Source organism: Sagittula sp. P11 (genome assembly GCF_002814095.1).
Lineage (GTDB): Bacteria > Pseudomonadota > Alphaproteobacteria > Rhodobacterales > Rhodobacteraceae > Sagittula.
The window spans coordinates 83,809-101,335 of the sequence record NZ_CP021914.1 but is presented as its reverse complement, the minus strand read 5'-3'; the positions used below and the strand labels follow the sequence as shown (position 1 = coordinate 101,335).

The following is a 17,527-nucleotide window of genomic DNA, read 5'->3' as shown; positions in this document are numbered from 1 at the left end:
CGCTATCCTTCCCTGCGTCTCGATGCTTGGCAGGACGCCTAAAATGGTCTCTTCGAGGAGCGGTGCCCAGGGTCGGTACGGAACCTGTCACGCCTAGCCGCGCCGGGGTCCGATGCCGTCGCGGTTCAGCCCAAGCCGCGTTGCATGCCATGACGCCTCGGCGCGAGACGAAATGCCGAGCTTGCCGTAGATCGACTTGATGTAGCTTGCCACCGTTGTCTCCGCGAGGCCGAGCTCGCGCGCCACCTCGCTGTTGCGCAGCCCGCGCGAAATAAGCGCCAGGACCTCTGTCTCGCGATCAGTGAGCCCGTGGGTGGGCGGTGCACTCGGGCCGGTCAGGCTGAAATGCTCCATGATCCGCCGCGCGATCGAAGGCGAAAGCGCGGGCAGGCCCAGATGGATCTGGCGCAACTGATGAGCCAGCAGCGAGGCCGGGTTCTCCTTGAGGAGGTAGCCTTGCGCCCCCGCAGAGAGGGCGCCCACGACGCTGGCATCATCACCGAGCACGGTGGTGACGACGCAGATCGTGGCGGCGCGGCTGTCCCTGATCTGCCTCAGCAGGTCGAGGCCTGACCCGTCCGGCAGACCCAGGTCGATAAGCGCCAGATCCTGCGGCTGTTCCAGCAGCCCGCGTGCCTGCCGCAGCGTCTCGGCCTGCGAGACCTGCGCGCCTGCAAAAACCTCCTCGACGATGGCACAGAGCCAGCGGCGGGTCTCGGCAATATCTTCGACGACAAGGATCCGCATCAGCCCGCCGCCCTTTCCAGACCGGCAGTGTCAGGCGCGCGCACCCCGGCCAGCGGCAGGGTGGCGCGCACCCGCGTGCCGCCCTGTGCGGGCTCGATCACGAGCGTGCCGCCACAGGCCTCCACGCGAAAGCGCAGGTTTGAAAGCCCGCTTCCCTGACGCAGCCAGTCGCCCTTTGTGCCGGTGCCATCGTCCTCGACGATCAGGCTGAGTCGTTCACCCGGCAGGGGGAGGAACCGGAGATGCACATTGCGGGCTTCGGAATGACGCAAGGCATTGCTGACGGTCTCTCGCAACAGCGCGCGGACCGTTTGCGCCTGAAGCGCCATGAGCGTGATCTGCGGCGCATCCCCGGCGCTCAACCCGCTGTCCTGCCACCCCATCCCGATCCCTGCCGCTTCGAGATGGTCACCGATCTCCCGCCGGAGGTCCGCCAGAAGCTGCGCCAGAACCGCTCCGTCCTCCGCCGGGTTCGACACGATCTGCCGCAAGTCCGAGAGGGTCTGGCGGATCAGCATGTCCTTCCGCTCGGCGTCCGACGAGTGCAGCGCACCCAGCAATTGGACCCCGATGTTGTCATGCATGTCGCGGTTGATACGGCGGCGTTCGGTTTCGACGGCTGCGTCATGGGCGCGCTGCCGTGCGATGGACCGGTCGAGCATTTCGACCACACTGCGCGCCAGCTGTTCGTCGCGCCGGTTGAACAGGGCGCGCCCCTGCCGCGCCCAGTGCAGGCGGATGCCCGGGAGCCCGTGCGGCAAAGGGATCTCGAGCGTTTCGCCCCCGTCGCGCAGGCCCGCCACATCGAAGGCCGTGAGGCCTTGCTCGATGCGGAGCGGATCGAAGAGGCGCTGCAACAGGGCATGCAGCGCGGCATCGCGATCTTCCGCCCGGGTGGCCAGCGCCACGTCGCCCACCAGCGCGAAAAGCTCTTCGCGGGCCAGTCCGCGGTCGTTGCGCAGGTGGCGGGCCAGCACGTCGCGAAGCGGCAGATAGACAAGTCCCACCACGGCGAGCGCGAGGCCGAGCGCGGGCGCCCGGTCGAGCGCAAGCCCGAGGATCAGCGCTGCGTCGAGCACCAGCAACACAAGGACGCCGCCCATGTAGAACAGGATGCGGAAGGACCAGTCCGACAACTCGAACAGCCGATAGCGCGCGATTCCCATGGCGAGGCCGACGAAGATCACGAGGAAGAAGAGAAAGGCGTAGCCCTGCGAAAGGCTCGGCGTCGCGCCCATCAGCAGCGGAAGGGTGACGGTCAGGCCGAAACCACCGGCTCCCAAAAGTACGGAAAGGCCGAACCATCCGAGCATGGCCCGCGCCGTGGGGTTGCGCCGGTTCATCACCGCCTGCGCCAGAACCGCGGCCAGCAGGATCAACATGGCGAGGGCGACAGGCGCCTGTCGGTCCAGCAGCGCATCCGGCCAGTCGATGAAGACGGTCAGGATGCAAATCCCGAAAAGCGCCGCGACGAGCCAGAGTACCGCCCGCCCGGCAAGGCGGCTCGGATAGATCAGGAAGAGGTTGATCATGCCGATCCCGAAGACCAGCGTCCCGAGGTAGTTCAGCCGCGAGGTGATCGTGAAGACCTCGGCGCTGAGCGCAAGCTCCCGAGTGCTGTAGAGCGCCGCCGCGTCGGCAGAGATCATCAGGCCGACACCTGCAAGCCCGAAGAACTGCACCGCCCTGTCATCGCGCCGCAAGGCCATGACCCAGCCGCCCAGAACGACCCCTGCAAGCCCCACGCCAAGCTGAACCCAGAAGACACCCGGCAGGTCGCCAAGCGGCCGGGTGGCAGCGGGTCGGATCTCTTGCATGACGGGGTCGGTTGCGCCTTGGGGGCGTATCAGAAGGTGCGTGGTGGGGCCTGCCATACGGGCGTGCAGCGCGCTCTGCTTGGCAAAGAAGGCGCGCATCGCCGCCGGGTCTGGCAGGGCGTCGGGCTCTTCGGTCAGGTCTCGCGCATCGACCGGCAGGGCCGGGAGGCCCGGAGCCGCAACCGAAAGCAGCGTCGCGCCCTGGGGGACGCTGCCTTCGGCGGGACCGTCAGGATGGACCGAATAGACTGTGGCGCTGTCATCCGGCCCCGCGACGAGCCGCACCCCGAGCCAAGGCTGACTGAGTGCGACCCAGAGCACCAGGAAAGCGACCGCAAGACCAAGTGCCAGTGCCGACGCCGCGAGCAGAGTCGGAGAATAGGTTTGCTTCATGCGGTGGGTGCCATGTCACGAGAAACATCAAAAACCAAGCATTCCGAAAGCTTAGTGCCTGTTTTTTTGCTTGAATACCCCTGAACAGGGGAGAGACAGCGCAATTCCCGGACGCCAAAAGGATTTATTATCAATTTATTAAGGATAAGAGGGATGCGCATTGCAATTCTTGGGCGGCTCGGCTTGGCGCTGGTGCTTGGAACGTCGCTGTCCGGCTGTCTGCATGGCGGCAGTGGTGGTGGTGGCGGAGCCGGTGGCGGCGGCGGAGGCGGCGGAGCCAGCGGCTCAGGTTTCGACGCGGAGTTCGATCGCGTCACCGCCAAGGCTCCGACGTCGAACATGCCGACCGCGATCAACGCATCCTATGCCGGACGGCTGAAGGTGGACGTGACCGATCCTTCCAGCACGATCGGCCAGGTCGAGGGCGATCTGAACCTCGATGTGGCCTGGAATGACGGACAGACCACCAACCCGTTCACCGGGACAGCGTCGAATTTCACCGGCACGCTGGCGACCGGCGAAACGGGCACCATCGACGGAACTCTGACCGTGAACGACAGCTTCGGCGGGTCCATCAGTCGGGTGGTCAATCCCGCGATGAACGTGGGCGGGATCACCGTCCCGGAGACACAGACCGGGGCGCTGAGCGTCACCCTCACCGGCGACCTGAGCCAGGGCGGCACCACGGCCGACACGCTTATCACGTTGGGAGGGTCCTTCTTCGGCAATGCCGGTGAGGCCGCCCTTGGGCCGGTGGTCGGCGGTTACAACCTGCCGGGTTCGTCCAATCCGGCGGTGTTCGACGGCGCCATCGCAGGCACCTACTACATCGAACAAAAATGATGACAAGGCTCGCGGCATTGGGCGTGCGGCGCCTGCTCGCGGGCCTTTTCCTTGCACTGGCGCTTGTGTCCCAAGCGCCGGCGCAGCAGCCTGACGCGATTGCCCGCGCCGAGGCGCAGGTAAATGCCGGAGACTATGCCACAGCTATTTCCGCCCTGCAGGGAATGGGGCCCCAAGCGGTGCGCGAAGCCGAGCTGCGCCGTCTCTGGGCACTCTCCATGGCGCATATTCGGCAGGGTCGACCGCGCGCGGCGCAGCCTTGGCTCGACCGGCTGGTCTCTCTTGCGCCCGATGCCGTCAACTACCGTCTGGAACTCGCCAACGCGCTCGAGGCTGCGGGTCAGGCAGAACGCGCGCGCTACCACTATTCCCTGGCGCGCGGAGCCGCGCTGCCGCCGTCGCTTGCCGCCGAGGTGACGCGGCGCATCGACGAGATCGACCGCGCCCGGGTCTGGGAGGGCAATTTCCGCTTCGCAATCGTGCCCGAAAGCAACCCTGCGAAACGGACCGCGGTTGACACCATCATGATCGGCGACCGGCCCTTCAAGCTCAAGGATGGCTCACGCGCGCAGCCGGCCCGGGGCATCGAGCTTGGGCTTGGGCTTGCCGCCCTGCCCCGGCTGGGACCGGATCTGAGGCTTCGGCTGGGAGCGGCCGTCGATGCGCGGCTTTACGAAGAGGGCGCGCCCGACGACATTCAGGCACGGGCGGAACTGGGGCTGTTGCACTTCGGCGACCGCAACCGCAGGCTGGGCGCCGGGCTCACCCTTGGAAAGCGCTGGATCGACGGAGAGGCCTACGCCAACACGCGCGGCGTCTATCTGACCTGGGGCCGGTCCATCGACGCCAAGGCGCGGAGCACGCTGAACCTGACGCTGATCCGCGAACGCACCGACTATGAAGGCCCCGGCACCGAGCCTGCCACCCGATCCGTCGGAGCCGCATCGCTCAGCCACACGGTCACGCCCCGCCTCCAACTCAGCTTCGGTTTGCAACTGGAGCGGACCGAAAGCGAGCTCGCAACCGAAGCCGGGCAAGGTGGAGCGGTGACGCTTGGCGCGCGCTACGCCTTCGAAGGGGGGCTGCTCGCCGAGCTGACCTTGGCGCTTGGCCGGCATGAGCGCGAGGGTCCCGACAGCCTGCTCGGAATTGTGCGCGAGGACCGGCGCCAGAGCCTGTCACTGAAGCTCACGCACCGCGACTGGGCGGTTGCGGGCTTTGCGCCGGTGCTCGAACTCGGAGCAGAGCAGCAGGACTCGAACAACGACATCTTCAGCTACGAAAACCGCCGCGCGTTGGTGGGCATCACCCGGCGGTTCTGACGCCTGCGGAAGGCGATCGCGGAGCACGCACGACCGATCCGTGGGTCATCGCGGTCGAAGCTTGCCCGACGGTTCTGCCGCTGAGTTTTCCTGAAAGCGGAATGGCCTGGCCGCAGGACAGTCTTATGCTGCGAGTCCGGCGAAGATCTGGAAAGCCGTTTCCCCGTTCGCCATGATCTGCCCCTTGCGGATCATGTGTGAGGTCTCGATCCCGGCGTTGGTGGCGGCTGCCGGGGGGACCATGCCGACACCAATGGACGGGTGGCGGTGAACGCTGGTAGCCGCTTGCCCGCGGCCCGGTCAGATATCCCCTTCGAGGTGTCAAGCTACCCTCTGGAATGATGACGCCGCAGAATGTGCGTCAGACCAAATTAAAACCGCCCGCCTGAGCCACCCGCAGGGGCGCGTTCCTCTATCTATCCCCATCGAAGCCGTCATGAGGATGCGGCAATCGGCGCGACTTGAGGACCGGCCCCGCCGAAAAGGGCGGAGCCGGTCCTGGTGTCGGATCAGGCCTCAGCCCGCGTTGACGGCGGCTCTGACAGGTTCGGATGCACGTTGAGCGACGAAGCCCTCGGTCACCTCGTTGCTGACACGGGTCACAAGGCTGACGCCGACGAACAGCAGTGTGGAAACCGGCAGACCGAGAATGCCCGCGTTATAGCCAAAGAGCTTGTTGCCGGTCAGATACATCACGATCACGAAAAGACCACCCCCCGCGATGGAGGCCAGCGCCCCCGCAGCCGTGCCGCGCTTCCAGAAGAACGCGCCGACGATGGCGGGTACGGTGAACACGAGGCCAGCGGAGGCCGCTACCGACAGGATCGAGATCAGGCTCAGCTCCAGCGCGGCAAACCCCAACGCCAGAAGCGAGATCACCGGGATAACCAGCTTGCCGACCCACAGCTGACGGTGATCGGACTGATCGCCGCCGACATTGCCATAGACGTCCCGCGCCACCATGGACGACAGGGTCAGCAGGATGGAGTCGATGGTCGACACCGCTGCGGCGAGGATGCCCACCATCACGATGACACCCAGCACCGGCGGCACGAAATCAGACGCCAGCAGGACCGAGGTCGCCAGGTCCGGGCTGGCCAGATCCGGGAAGGCGACGAATGCCGAGAAGCCCCAGATCACCGATACCAGCGTGTAGATCAGGCCGAAGCACAGGAAGATCAGCAGCATCCGGCGCAGCGCGCCAAGGGATTCCGGCATGAACAGACGCTGGCTGACCTGCGGATTCGAGATCGAGAAGAAGAACCAAGGGATCGTCAGGCCGATGAACGTCTGCAGGCTGAACAGGCCCGGACCCGGCACGGTCAGCATCTCGGGCTTGCGCTCGGCCACGGTGGCAAACATGGCGTTGAACCCGCCAAGCTCGCTGACCACCAGGATGGCGACCAGCGCCGATGCGACGATCATGACCAGCGCTTGCAGGCTGTCGGTCCACATGACCGAGCGGATGCCTGCCACATACGAAAAGAAGATCGCCAGTACGGTGGCAATCAGGAGACCAGTCCCGAAGGAAATGCCGCCTTCGGTCATGCCCGAGACGAGGTAGCCGATGCCCGACAGCTGCACCGCCGAATAGGGGATCAGGAAGACGCAGCTCACCACCGCCGCCGCAATAGCGACCCAGCGGCTGCCATAACGCGCGCCCAGCATTTCCGACGGGGTGACAAAGCCGTATTTCTTGCCAGCGGCCCAAAAGCGCGGGCCGAAGACCGCCACCAGCGAGACGCCGGCGAAATAGACGATCTCAAAACCCAGAGCGCCAACGCCGCCCTTGTAGGTCAGCCCCGCGAGGCCGACCATCATGAAGGCGGAATAGGTGGTTGCGGAATAGCTCAGAGCCGAGACAACGCCGCCCATGCTGCGCCCGCCCAGAAAGTAATCCGACATGGTGGTGGATTTGCCCGCGCGCGACAGCAACGCGACGATGACCGAGATTACGACATAAGCGCCGATCCCGTACCAGATGAACGACTGGCTCATTGCTCATCCTCCGAGAAAGACGCGGTCGCCAGTGCGTTCAGCACGATGATGGCGACGCCCGCGAGGGTCCAGAACAGAAAGGCCCCGGTCCAGCTTGGCGTGTCGCCAAGCAGACCGTAGGGCACGGCGTAGCAGGCCAGGATGACCAGCCCCACCAGGCATAGGGATACTGTACGTAGCATTGTGGGTGCTCCCGTTGGTGTGTTGAGGTGTTTGCGGTCGGGTGCTTTGCCGCACCGCTTATTGGCTGCCGTCAAGGAGTGCCAGGCGGCCTGAAGACCGCGCAGGCACGTGCCTCTCAGGCGAGGCTGTCGAGCCAGGCCGCGATATCCGCCGCGTCGGTGACATCGGCGTATTTCTGGTTCATGTCATAGAGGTTTGCCTCGTGCGGGGCGGCGGCGCGGTCGGCGCAGCAATCGCGCGGCACCAGCACGTTGAAACCCGATTGTACCGCATCGACGACAGTTGCCCGCACGCAGCCCGAGGTGGTTGCGCCGCAGACGACCAGCGTATCGGTCTTGGCGCCGGTCAGCAGAGCCGCAAGGGTCGAGCCGAAAAAGGACGATGCGCCCTTCTTGACGACGATGGGGTCGTTTGGCTGGATACCGGTAGCGGCGTCGATTTCGACAAGCCGCGATCCTTCGACGAGAGCGCGCATGCCGGCGGCTTTCCGGAGCCAAGGCAGGGTGTCCAGTTCACCGAGGTGAAAGGCGATGGTCGAGAAGATCACCGGGAAGCCCTTGTCGCGGGCGATATCGCAAATCCGGCGCGTCTTGGCCATCTGGGCGCTTGCGTCAGATGCGGTGGGGTATTGCGTGTCGGTGAACCCGTAAGAGAAATCCACCACCACAATCGCCGGGCGTGTGCCGCGCGGCACCGGCTGGCCGAAACCGGCGTCGGAATAGACCTGTTCCTGAGACATCCCTGGTCCTCCTGCGCGGCCTCAGCCGCGCTCCATCTGCATCTCTTTAACCACCAGATCGCCATCGACCACGATCGGCTCGTCGTCGAGGAACAGCGAACAGCCGCGCATCGGGATGTCGAGATGGCAGGGGGTGTCATTCGGTCCGCCAAGCTCGTTGTTCGGCCCGGTGGAGAACATCACATTGCCGTAGAAGCTGCGCGGCTCCATGCCCATGCCGCCCGGGAATTCGCCCGGGGTCATACCATGCCACTTGGCATCGGGGTTCATGCCCCAGCCCACATGGCTCATCCCCATGCCGCGCGGATCGTTAAAGGCATCCATGTAGGATTTGACCAGCTCCGCATCGAGGCCGCCGCGGATATCGGTGACCCAGCCCTTTTCGATCGTGTAGGTGATCGGTTCGCGCACATACATGTTCTGCGGCAAGAGAATGTCACCGGGCGCCACGACGATCTGGCCGTCCACCCCGTCATCGTCCCCGCCTGTAAAGACAAAGCCCGACGGCCAGTGATCCCAGCGACCCGGCGTGTCGGTGCAGGCGTACTCGGCCACCGTCTCGTAGGTGTTGAGCTTGTAGGTCACGTCGGTGCCATGCGGCGAGGTGATCCGCATCACCTTGGCTTTGGACAGGTATTCCGCCCCGATCTCCACCTTCTCGCGCAGCTCCTGCGAGGGCAGCATGCGGGCCAGCAGCTCCGGCGGCTCCACCGCGGTCAGGATGCGGGTGCCGGCGGCCTGGATGGCGAATTGCTCCGGCGAGAACAGCAGGAAGATGCAGTCGATCAGCATGTCGCAGTTCTTCAGCGCCTCGACCGCTTCGGGCATCGCGGCCAGACCGGTCTGACCCACCGCCCAGGCGCCGACAACCGGCGGCGCGGGCAGGCGCATGTGATACATGTTTGCACCGAGGATCCGGCCCGCCGCCATGAAGGCATCGGCATAGTCCAGCCGCTCGCTGCCCTGGGTCAGCACGATCAGCCGCTCGTCGGACTTGACGCCGGACATCTTCAGCTGGTGCAGGCAGATCTCGGTAAAGCTTTGTTGGTCCATCTTGTCTCTCCCTGAATTCCGGTTGTCTTACGCGGTGAAGTCGAGCACGGCGTCGAGGAAGCCGTCGAGATTGTCCCAGGGGATCATGTGCCCTGCATCCGGCACGATGCGCTGTTCGATCCCGGGGTTGAGTTTGGCGACCTCGGCCTGGTCGTCCGCATCGACCACGGTGGCACCCCCGGCGATCACCAGCCGGGCGGGCTTGGCGATCTTGGGGATGTCCTGGTGAATGTCGTCAGTGTGGAACCCGTCAAAGGCGATGCGGATGGCGCCCCAATGGCAGGTGTGCAGCCATTCGGCACGCAGGGCCAGCTGCTCATCGCTCCAGGTCGGGCAATAGGCGCGCATGTCCTCGATGGAACAGCCCTTGGCGGCCATGGCGATGCTGTCACCGTACCAGGGCCATTTGGACGGATAGGCCCGGCGCATCGGCCCGCTCATCGGCGGATCGACCAGCAGGAAGCCAGCAAACGCCTCGGGGTCGCGGGCGTTGGCGCGGATCGCGGTGCGTGCGCCCATGGAATGGCCCATGATGATGGGGCTATTCATCTGGTGCGCCAGGGCGATAGCGTCATCGGCCATGGCATCCAGCGTGTAATCCAGATCGCCGGTCTCGGACAGGCCCCGGCCCCTGACGTCAAGCACATGCACGTCGAACCGCTCGGCCAGGCGTTCAGCGACAAAGCCCCAAGTGATCGCGGGTGAAGTGATGCCCGGGATCAGCAGCAGTTCAGGCGCGCCTTCGGGGCCTTCATGGCGGATCAGGTGCTGGCGGATGCCGTTGGCGCGGGTGTTGTATCCGAATGCCATGTATCTTCTCCCTCAGTATGCGCCGGACAGCAGCGTGCCGCCACCGGGAACGCGGGTGTCCAGATCGAGCGCCTTGAGCATCGACCAGGTGGTGGCAATCGCGGCGGTCAGTACCGGCTTGCCCACCTGCGCCTCGACGGTCGACACCGCCGGCAGCGACGGCATCTGCACGCAGGCCGACAGCACCACCGCATCGACGCCGCTGGTGTCCATCTCCCCGACGATACCGGGCAGGTTCATCGGGTCATGGGCAGCCACGGCGAGGTTGTTGGAAATCTCCAGCGCGCGCCAGGTCACCACCTCGATACCTTCGTTGCGGATATAGTCCACGACCATCTCGGTCAGCGGCTTCATGTAGGGGGCGACAACGGCGACTTTCCTGGCGCCGATCGCCTTGATCCCCTCGACCAGCGCCCCGGCAGAGGTCACCACCGGCGCCTCGGCCTCGTTGGCCTTGGTCACGCCCTGCAGGCGCTCTTGCGAAACGCGGTGATAGCCGTGGCCCATCGACATGATCGCCACGAGACAAGCATACCCCATCACGTCGACCTGCGCATCCGACAGCTCCAGCGCGCAGCGGTCGCTGTCGCCGTCCATCTTCGCCAGCTCTTCCTTCGTCACGTGCTTCATCCGCATCCGCGACGAATGGAAGGTGAACCGCTCGGGCGCGATGGCTTCGCGGGCACGCAGAAGCGCCGGGATCTCGGTTTCCATCGTGATGTTGGAACTGGGGACGATCTGGCCGATCCGATAGGATTTCATGTCCTGCACCTGTTTGTATACGAATTACTCATATGTTTAATTTTTTGTTCGTACCGAAACAAGTTTAAATTATATACTTTTTGTAAACTCGTTTAATTTTAAAGGCTTGAGATCAATCGGCGCGCAGTCCGGCGGCCAGAAAGCGCTGCAAATGGTCGAGCAGGTCCTCTTTTTCCATCGCTGGCACGCGCCCGTCACTGAGATCGCCGACTCGTCCAAGGTCGTTCAGCATGAACAGGTACGTCCCCACCAGGAAGGCCATCCTCAGGCTCACTTCCTCGATGGTCAGATGCGGCAGCGCCTCGGCCAGAACAGTGATGTACCGCTTGGCCGTTGGGTCGTAGATCTCGCGCCGCAGGTTGAGCGCGCGGGCTTCCGGCTCTGCATGCAGCCGCGCCTGAATCCGCACGAATGCCGCTCCGCCCGGACCGCTGGCCTTCATGTCCCATTGCGGTTCCAGGTAGGCGCGCACGATCTCGCGCACGCGCGGCGCAGACGTACGGGCCAGAAGCGCATCAAGATTGGCCTGGCGCGCCGCTGCGATCAGGGCCCCCTTGCGGCGGATCACCTCTTCGAACAACGCCGCCTTGGAGCCGTTGTAGTAGGCGATCAGCGCCGGGTTCACACCGGCGCGGGCCGCAATCTGCCGCAACCGCGCACCATTATATCCGTGCGCGGCGAATTCCAGCTCTGCCGCGTCCAGGATGCGGTCGCGCAGGTCCGCGCTGTCGGTGTCCTTCGGGCGTCCCGGCTTGCGTCGGGCGGGTTTGGCCGCGCTCACCCGGGACTCAGCAGAGCTTGGCGAGCAAACGCAGGAAGGTCTCGCTCTCGCGTTTGGTCAGCGGTGCCAGCGTAGCCTCGGTGATGCCGATGACCACCGGCAGCGCCTCCTGGATCAGGGCCCGGCCCTTGGCGGTCGAGCGCAGCATGTAGCGCCGCTTGTCCTCGGTGTCGCGCTCGGCGGTGATCAGTTCCTGCATCTGAAGCCGCGACACCACCCCCTTGGTGGTGGCCGCATCCATCGCCACCAGCCGCCCCAAAGCGTTCTGGGAGATAGGCCCGGGCGTCTGGTAGAGCCGAAACAGCATCGAGAACTGAGTTGCTGTCAGCCCCCCGATCATCCGCTCGGAAAAGATGGTCTGGTGTCGCTGGTACGCCTTGCGCAACAGAAAGCCGACCTGCTCGTCCAGCACATACTGTGGGTCGGCGGCCTTGTCCTGTTCCGCTGTGTGTTCGGGGGGGCGGGGCGCCATGACCTGCTCTTTCCGCTGTAGCTCTTTGCTCTCACCGTTTACATGGCTCGCCAGTGGAGGCAAGTCAGCAGCCGGCCAGCGTCCGGCGCCTGTATGCATTTCGCCCGGCGGAACTTGTATGTGTGCGTACATTTTGGGCAGTCCGGCAGCGCACAGGGCTCGACAGACAAAAGCCCTTCGGAACACCATTGCGCCGGACGTGAAAATTTGTTCGTGTACATGCAAAGATACATTTGGCGTTCAGGAATGCCTCTGGATTCCTGAACGCCAGCAAGGGAGCTCTGCATCATGTCTGGCGCAACACGTGCACTGCATCTAGCTGTCAATGGCACCGCCCATAACCTCGAACTCGACCCTCACAGGACCCTCTTGGACGTCTTGCGCGCCGAGCTCGGCTTGAAGGGGCCGAAATACGGCTGCGGCATGGCCCAATGCGGCGCCTGCACCGTGCTGATAGACGGCGCCCCGGCGCGCGCATGTGTGCTCAGGGTGGGCAAACTTGCCGGCCGCGCGGTGACCACGCTCGAGGGGCTGGCGGACCCGGACACCGGCGCACTGCATCCCGTGCAATCCGGTTTCATAGCCGAGGAAGGCGCGCAATGCGGCTACTGCCTCAACGGCATGATCATGAGCGCCGTGGCACTTCTGCGGCAGGATCCCAGCCCGAGCGAGGCCCGCATCCGCGCCGCCCTCGCCCATAACCTCTGCCGCTGTGGCACCCATACCGAAATCGTCGCCTCGGTGCAGCGCGCCGCCGAACGTCTCGCCGCCAGCCCGGACCGTCAGGCCGCTTCAGCAAAGGTCACCACCGCATGACCGACCATCCCTTTGGCAGCCTGTCCGTTCATCGCGACACCGACAAAGGCCGCGAGATATTTGTCACCTTTGACAGCACCGGGGTGCTCACGGCCTTCAACGGCCATGTGGATCTGGGCACCGGCATCCAGACCGCGCTGGCGCAGATCGTGGCAGAAGAGGCTGAACTGCCGCTGTCCCGCGTGCAGGTGATTCTGGGCGATACCGCATGCACACCGGATCAGGGGCCGACGATCGCCTCGGAAACGATCCAGGTCGCCGCCGTACCGCTGCGCCTGGCCGCCGCGCAGCTGCGCGGTGAGTTGGCCGCCCGGGGCGCCCGCCGGCTCAATGCTCCCGAAGACGGCGTCACCCTCCGCGACGGGATGGTCCACTGGAAGGACACATCGGTCGCCTTCGAGGCGCTCCTGGAGGGGCGTGAGGAGATGCTGCGGCTCGATCCTGCCACACCGCTGAAATCCCCGGCGGATTACACGATCGTGGGCCACAAGACCCCGCGCCAGGACTTGCCGGCCAAGGTCATCGGCCAGCATACGTTCATCCATGACGTCGATGTCGCGGGCATGGTGCACGGGCATGTGCTGCGCCCGCCCTATGCAGGGCGCGACAGCGGACCCTTCATCGGCACCAGCCTGCTTGGCTGGAACGAAGACGCCGTACGCGACATGCCTGGCTTCATTGCCGTGGTCCGGAAGGGCGATTTCCTCGGCGTGGTCGCGGATCGCGCCGACCAGGCACAGGCCATCGCCGAGGCGCTGCCAGTCCGGTGGCGCACGCCGCCGTCCGCACCTGACCTCCGCGACCTGCGCCATGCGATCCGCAACCAGCCCGCCACCCCCCGTGCGCTCGATCGCAGCGGCGATTTCGAAAAAGAAATGGCCGAGGCCGACACTACCCTGTCGCGTAGTTACGTCTGGCCCTATCACCTGCACGGCTCGATAGGGCCGTCCTGCGCGGTGGCCGACTGGAACAACGGCAGGCCCGTCGTCTGGTCCGGCAGCCAGAACCCGCATATGCTGCGCGGCGACCTTGCCACCCTGACCGGCCTGCCCTCCGAGGCGATCGAGATCCGCCGCTATCAGGCCGCCGGCTGCTATGGCCGAAACTGTGCCGATGACGTCTGTGGCGATGCACTTCTGCTGGCGCAAGCGGTGGGGCGTCCGGTGCGGGTGCAGCTTACCCGCGCGCAAGAACATCTGTGGGAGCCGAAAGGCGCCGCTCAGCTGATGGACATTGCCGGGGGACTCAAGGACGGGGCGCTGCACGCCTACAGTCTAGACACCTGGTATCCCTCGAACCGCGCGCCAAACCTCGCGCTTCTGCTCACCGGTGCCGTCTCGCCCGAGCCGCGCCCCTCTGACATGGGCGACCGCACCACCGTGCCGCCCTACCGCATCCCGCACAAGCGGATCACCGTGCATGACATGGCCCCCATCGTGCGCGCGGCCTGGATGCGCGGGGTGTCCGCCCTGCCGAATACCTTTGCACATGAAAGCTTCATCGACGAGATGGCACATGAGGCCGGCACGGACCCTATCGAGTTCCGCCTCGCCCATATCGACGATCCCCGCGCCACAGACCTGATCCGTCGCACCGCCGAAGCCGCGGGCTGGGACACCCGGACGCGCCCCCGGATGCGCCGCGAAGGCCGCATGGCCTATGGCAGCGGCTTTGCCTACGCCACCTATGTGCACGGCACTTTCCCGGGAACCGCTGCGGCCGCCGCGGCCTGGGTCTGCGACGTCGCGGTGGACATGGAAAGCGGTGAGGTCACCTTGACCCGCGTCTTTGTCGGCCAGGATCAGGGGCTGGTCATCAACCCCGACGGCGTACGCCAGCAGATCCACGGCAATGTGCACCAGACCGCCAGCCGGGTTCTGAAGGAGGAGGTGAGCTTCGACGAGATCACCGTCACCCCGCAAAGCTGGGCCAATTACCCGATCCTGACCTTTCCGGAGACGCCGCAGATCGAGACCCTGCTGATCGCGCGCCCGGAGGAACCCGCCTTGGGCGTCGGCGAAAGCGCCGCGGTTCCCGCCGCCGCCGCCATTGCAGGCGCGATCTTCGATGCGACCGGCGTGCGCATGCGCGAGGCGCCCTTTACGCCGGAAAAGATGCGCGCCGCTCTGGGCATTGCCCCGCAAGAGGTCACCCCCCCTGCCCTGCCCGGCCTGACCCCGGTGAAAAAGCGCCGCAAGCCGCGTGTCCTGGCGATGGCTGCGGCCCTGGGCGGGGCGCTGACCGCCGGGGCCGTGGCCATGCCGATGGCGCGCGCGATCCCCGCCAGCCCGGCGCCCGGCGCGGGCAGTTTCTCGGAGGCCTTGCTTCAACGCGGGTCCGAGGTCTTTGCGCTTGGCAATTGCGCCACCTGCCACACCGCAGAGGGCGGCAGCCCCAATGCGGGCGGGCGCGCGGTCGAGACCCCCTTTGGCACCATCTACACGACGAACATCACACCCGATCCCGAGACCGGCCTTGGCGACTGGAGTTTCACCGCCTTTGACCGCGCCATGCGGCAGGGGATCAGCCGCGACGGCCACAACCTGTATCCGGCCTTCCCCTACACATCCTTTGCAAAGATGAGCGGCGAGGACATGTATGCGCTCTACGGCTACCTGCAGACTTTGCCGCCGGTCCGGGCCGAGGCGCCGCAGGCACAGATGGTCTTTCCGACCAATCTCCGACCAACCAATGCGGTCTGGAACATGCTTTATCACCGTCCCGGCGAGCTGACCGCCGATCCGGCGCAATCCGAGGCCTGGAACCGCGGCCGTTACCTCGTCGAGGGTGCGGGACATTGCAGCGCCTGCCACAGCCCGCGTTCTGCGCTTGGGGCGGAACAGGGCGGCACCGACGCGCTGTCCGGCGCGATGGTCAAGAACTGGTTTGCACCGGCGCTGGCCGGTCGCCCGGCGGGCGAACGCGGCTGGGACGAAGAGAGCCTGTTCTCCTATCTGCGCTCCGGCGTCGCACCGGGGCTGGCGGCGGCCTCCGGCCCGATGGCGGACGTGGTCGACAGCCTTGCACCCCTGCCCGACGCCGACATACGCGCAATGGCCACCTATCTCGCGTCGCTGACCGAGGGCGAACCGGTGGAGACCCCCGCCCCCCGGCTGCCCGCCCAGCCCGACGCGACCCATCGCCTGTTCGAAAGCGCCTGCGCCACCTGCCACGAGCCTGCGATTGCGGGCACCGTGACCGCCGCACATGTACCGCTGGGACAGTCGATGGCCATTCGCGCCCCCGGGCCAGAGGCGCTGGCCACTGTGATCCGCGACGGGCTTGTAGCCCCGCTGAGCATCGACCTGCGCGACATGCCCGCCTTTGGCGGCGAACTGAGCGAGACGCAGATCGAATCACTCAGCGGCTACCTGCGTGCCCGGTATGCGCCGGACCTACCGCCATGGCCCTGATCCGCCCGCCTGCTTTTTCGTTTGCATAAAAATGAAAACCAGAGGTGGAAAATCCGGCGCGATTCCACTCAAACCGCGCCGGATGCCTGGAAAAGATACATGCTTCATATGCCGTTGAACTGGACCGGGCACTGATTATTCGTTAGTATACGAACAATATGAACGCGCAGACAAAGAGGAACTGACATGGACTCGATCGATCAGGTGGACATAGCCGTTATCGGCGCGGGGCTGGGTGGCGCAGCGGCGATGGCGCTGCTCGACGACGCGGGCTTCTCCGTGCATTGCTTTGAACAGGCGCCGGTCTTTACCCGGCTCGGCGCGGGCATCCATATCGGCCCCAATGTGATGAAGGTGTTCCGCCGCATCGGGCTTGAGGATCGTCTGGCCGCCATCGGTTCGCATCCGGATTTCTGGTTCTCCCGCGACGGGATGACCGGCGAATACCTGTCCCGGATCGAACTGGGCGACTATGCCAAGTCGGAATACGGCGCACCTTATATCACCATCCACCGTGGCGACCTGCACGCCGAGCAGATCGAGGCCCTGCCGCAGGACCGTCTGCATTTCGATCACCGCCTGACCGACATCGCCGAGCGGGACAATGACGTGCTGCTGACCTTTGCCAATGGCCGCCAGGTGGCCGCCAAGCTGGTGATCGGCGCCGATGGCATCAACTCGATGATCCGCGAGAAACTGCTGGGCGTCGAAAAACCCCGCTTCTCGGGCTGGGTCGGGCACCGCGCGCTGGTCAACATGGACAAGCTGCGCGCCTCGGGCGTCGATTTCGAGCCCTGCGTCAAGTGGTGGTGGGAACAGTCGCGCCACATCATGGCCTATGCCACCAAGGGCGACGGCTCCGAATATTACTATGTCACCGGCGTGCCGGTGGATGGCTGGGAGCATGAGACCGGCTTTGTCGATAGCTCGCGCGAAGAGATGGAGGCGATCTTTGGCGGCTCGCATCCGGTTGTGAACGCGCTCATCGACGCCACCGAAGAGATCACCAAGTGGCCGTTCTGGAACCGCGACCCGCTGAACCTGTGGAGCCAGGGCCGCCTCTGCCTGCTTGGCGATGCCTGCCACCCGATGCGCCCGCACATGGCGCAGGGCGCCTGCATGGCGATCGAGGATGCTGCCGTGCTGACCCGCTGCCTTGAGGAAACCGGGACAACGGATTACGCCTCGGCCTTTTCGCTGTACGAAGCCACCCGGCGTGACCGCGCCACCAAGGTGCAGACCATTTCCAACGCCAACACCTGGCTGAAAGAGCCGGAAGATCCGGCCTGGGTTTACGCCCATGACCCTCTCGGAGTTCCGCTCGGCTAGGACCTCTCGTCACCGACATACCCTGAACGCGCGGCCGGACCCCTTGCGG

Annotated in this window: 15 protein-coding genes and 1 pseudogene; 5 read left to right on the top strand and 11 right to left on the bottom strand. The window is 65.4% G+C overall.

Annotated features, from left to right (window positions below):
- Positions 1 to 93: 93 nt before the first annotated feature.
- Both CDO87_RS22490 and CDO87_RS22485 read right to left on the bottom strand, forming a co-directional pair.
- The gene (locus CDO87_RS22490; RefSeq protein ID WP_370312795.1) at positions 94 to 747 is read right to left on the bottom strand and encodes a LuxR C-terminal-related transcriptional regulator; all 654 of its coding nucleotides are present in this window, start codon (positions 745 to 747) and stop codon (positions 94 to 96) included.
- Positions 747 to 2,957 (bottom strand): sensor histidine kinase, encoded by a 2,211-nt coding sequence (locus CDO87_RS22485; RefSeq protein WP_100931158.1) that lies wholly within the window; start codon positions 2,955 to 2,957, stop codon positions 747 to 749. Before CDO87_RS22485 ends, CDO87_RS22490 begins: the two co-directional genes overlap by 1 nt.
- A gap of 153 nt (positions 2,958 to 3,110) precedes the next feature.
- Between CDO87_RS22485 and CDO87_RS22475 the strand changes: the two genes are divergently transcribed.
- On the top strand, positions 3,111 to 3,800 hold the full coding sequence (locus CDO87_RS22475) for a hypothetical protein (protein WP_157815089.1): 690 nt from the start codon (positions 3,111 to 3,113) through the stop codon (positions 3,798 to 3,800).
- A complete protein-coding gene (locus CDO87_RS22470) occupies positions 3,800 to 5,122 on the top strand; it encodes a surface lipoprotein assembly modifier (protein ID WP_157815088.1) in 1,323 nt (440 codons plus the stop codon). The genes CDO87_RS22475 and CDO87_RS22470 overlap by 1 nt, the downstream gene beginning before the upstream one ends.
- Positions 5,123 to 5,245: 123 nt before the next feature.
- Here the strand turns inward: CDO87_RS22470 and CDO87_RS22465 are convergent.
- The 9 genes and pseudogenes from CDO87_RS22465 to CDO87_RS22430 all read right to left on the bottom strand — a co-directional run.
- Positions 5,246 to 5,353: pseudogene (locus tag CDO87_RS22465) on the bottom strand (IS6 family transposase); the annotation flags it as partial.
- Positions 5,354 to 5,638: 285 nt separating this feature from the next.
- The gene (locus CDO87_RS22460) at positions 5,639 to 7,120 is read right to left on the bottom strand and encodes a sodium:solute symporter family protein (RefSeq protein WP_100931154.1); all 1,482 of its coding nucleotides are present in this window, start codon (positions 7,118 to 7,120) and stop codon (positions 5,639 to 5,641) included.
- On the bottom strand, positions 7,117 to 7,302 hold the full coding sequence (locus CDO87_RS26910) for a hypothetical protein (RefSeq protein ID WP_157815087.1): 186 nt from the start codon (positions 7,300 to 7,302) through the stop codon (positions 7,117 to 7,119). The genes CDO87_RS22460 and CDO87_RS26910 overlap by 4 nt, the downstream gene beginning before the upstream one ends.
- A gap of 116 nt (positions 7,303 to 7,418) precedes the next feature.
- Positions 7,419 to 8,042 carry an isochorismatase family protein gene (locus CDO87_RS22455; protein WP_100931153.1) on the bottom strand — a complete coding sequence of 208 codons (624 nt, stop codon included), beginning with the start codon at positions 8,040 to 8,042 and terminating at the stop codon, positions 7,419 to 7,421.
- A 21-nt stretch (positions 8,043 to 8,063) separates the two neighbouring features.
- The gene (locus tag CDO87_RS22450) at positions 8,064 to 9,095 is read right to left on the bottom strand and encodes a leucyl aminopeptidase (protein WP_100931152.1); all 1,032 of its coding nucleotides are present in this window, start codon (positions 9,093 to 9,095) and stop codon (positions 8,064 to 8,066) included.
- A gap of 27 nt (positions 9,096 to 9,122) precedes the next feature.
- Positions 9,123 to 9,905: an alpha/beta fold hydrolase gene (locus CDO87_RS22445; protein WP_100931151.1), complete on the bottom strand. Its 783-nt coding sequence runs from the start codon at positions 9,903 to 9,905 to the stop codon at positions 9,123 to 9,125.
- 12 nt (positions 9,906 to 9,917) lie between these two features.
- Positions 9,918 to 10,619, bottom strand: a complete 702-nt coding sequence (gene ndpH / locus CDO87_RS22440; RefSeq protein WP_157815104.1) for a maleate isomerase — start codon at positions 10,617 to 10,619, stop codon at positions 9,918 to 9,920.
- 160 nt (positions 10,620 to 10,779) lie between these two features.
- Positions 10,780 to 11,448 (bottom strand): TetR/AcrR family transcriptional regulator, encoded by a 669-nt coding sequence (locus tag CDO87_RS22435; protein WP_100931149.1) that lies wholly within the window; start codon positions 11,446 to 11,448, stop codon positions 10,780 to 10,782.
- Between the two features lie 7 nt (positions 11,449 to 11,455).
- Positions 11,456 to 11,920: a MarR family winged helix-turn-helix transcriptional regulator gene (locus CDO87_RS22430; protein ID WP_100931148.1), complete on the bottom strand. Its 465-nt coding sequence runs from the start codon at positions 11,918 to 11,920 to the stop codon at positions 11,456 to 11,458.
- Between the two features lie 288 nt (positions 11,921 to 12,208).
- Here CDO87_RS22430 and CDO87_RS22425 point away from each other — a divergent pair, with 288 nt between their 5' ends.
- From CDO87_RS22425 to CDO87_RS22415, 3 genes are all read left to right on the top strand, one after another.
- Positions 12,209 to 12,736 (top strand): (2Fe-2S)-binding protein, encoded by a 528-nt coding sequence (locus CDO87_RS22425; protein WP_100931147.1) that lies wholly within the window; start codon positions 12,209 to 12,211, stop codon positions 12,734 to 12,736.
- The gene (locus CDO87_RS22420; RefSeq protein ID WP_100931146.1) at positions 12,733 to 16,149 is read left to right on the top strand and encodes a molybdopterin cofactor-binding domain-containing protein; all 3,417 of its coding nucleotides are present in this window, start codon (positions 12,733 to 12,735) and stop codon (positions 16,147 to 16,149) included. Before CDO87_RS22425 ends, CDO87_RS22420 begins: the two co-directional genes overlap by 4 nt.
- A 186-nt stretch (positions 16,150 to 16,335) precedes the next feature.
- Positions 16,336 to 17,478, top strand: coding sequence for an FAD-dependent monooxygenase (locus CDO87_RS22415; RefSeq protein ID WP_100931145.1), 1,143 nt, complete (start codon positions 16,336 to 16,338; stop codon positions 17,476 to 17,478).
- Positions 17,479 to 17,527 lie beyond the last annotated feature (49 nt).

Coding starts and splice junctions, on each gene's coding strand:
- CDO87_RS22420 (WP_100931146.1), top strand. CDS start 12,733: ATGACCGACCATCCCTTTGGCAGCCTGTCCGTTCATCGCGACACCGAC.
- CDO87_RS22445 (WP_100931151.1), bottom strand. CDS start 9,905: ATGGCATTCGGATACAACACCCGCGCCAACGGCATCCGCCAGCACCTG.
- CDO87_RS22415 (WP_100931145.1), top strand. CDS start 16,336: ATGGACTCGATCGATCAGGTGGACATAGCCGTTATCGGCGCGGGGCTG.
- CDO87_RS22485 (WP_100931158.1), bottom strand. CDS start 2,957: ATGAAGCAAACCTATTCTCCGACTCTGCTCGCGGCGTCGGCACTGGCA.
- CDO87_RS22455 (WP_100931153.1), bottom strand. CDS start 8,042: ATGTCTCAGGAACAGGTCTATTCCGACGCCGGTTTCGGCCAGCCGGTG.
- CDO87_RS22460 (WP_100931154.1), bottom strand. CDS start 7,120: ATGAGCCAGTCGTTCATCTGGTACGGGATCGGCGCTTATGTCGTAATC.
- CDO87_RS22475 (WP_157815089.1), top strand. CDS start 3,111: ATGCGCATTGCAATTCTTGGGCGGCTCGGCTTGGCGCTGGTGCTTGGA.
- CDO87_RS26910 (WP_157815087.1), bottom strand. CDS start 7,302: ATGCTACGTACAGTATCCCTATGCCTGGTGGGGCTGGTCATCCTGGCC.
- CDO87_RS22470 (WP_157815088.1), top strand. CDS start 3,800: ATGACAAGGCTCGCGGCATTGGGCGTGCGGCGCCTGCTCGCGGGCCTT.
- CDO87_RS22430 (WP_100931148.1), bottom strand. CDS start 11,920: ATGGCGCCCCGCCCCCCCGAACACACAGCGGAACAGGACAAGGCCGCC.
- ndpH (WP_157815104.1), bottom strand. CDS start 10,619: ATGGAAACCGAGATCCCGGCGCTTCTGCGTGCCCGCGAAGCCATCGCG.
- CDO87_RS22490 (WP_370312795.1), bottom strand. CDS start 747: ATGCGGATCCTTGTCGTCGAAGATATTGCCGAGACCCGCCGCTGGCTC.
- CDO87_RS22425 (WP_100931147.1), top strand. CDS start 12,209: ATGTCTGGCGCAACACGTGCACTGCATCTAGCTGTCAATGGCACCGCC.
- CDO87_RS22450 (WP_100931152.1), bottom strand. CDS start 9,095: ATGGACCAACAAAGCTTTACCGAGATCTGCCTGCACCAGCTGAAGATG.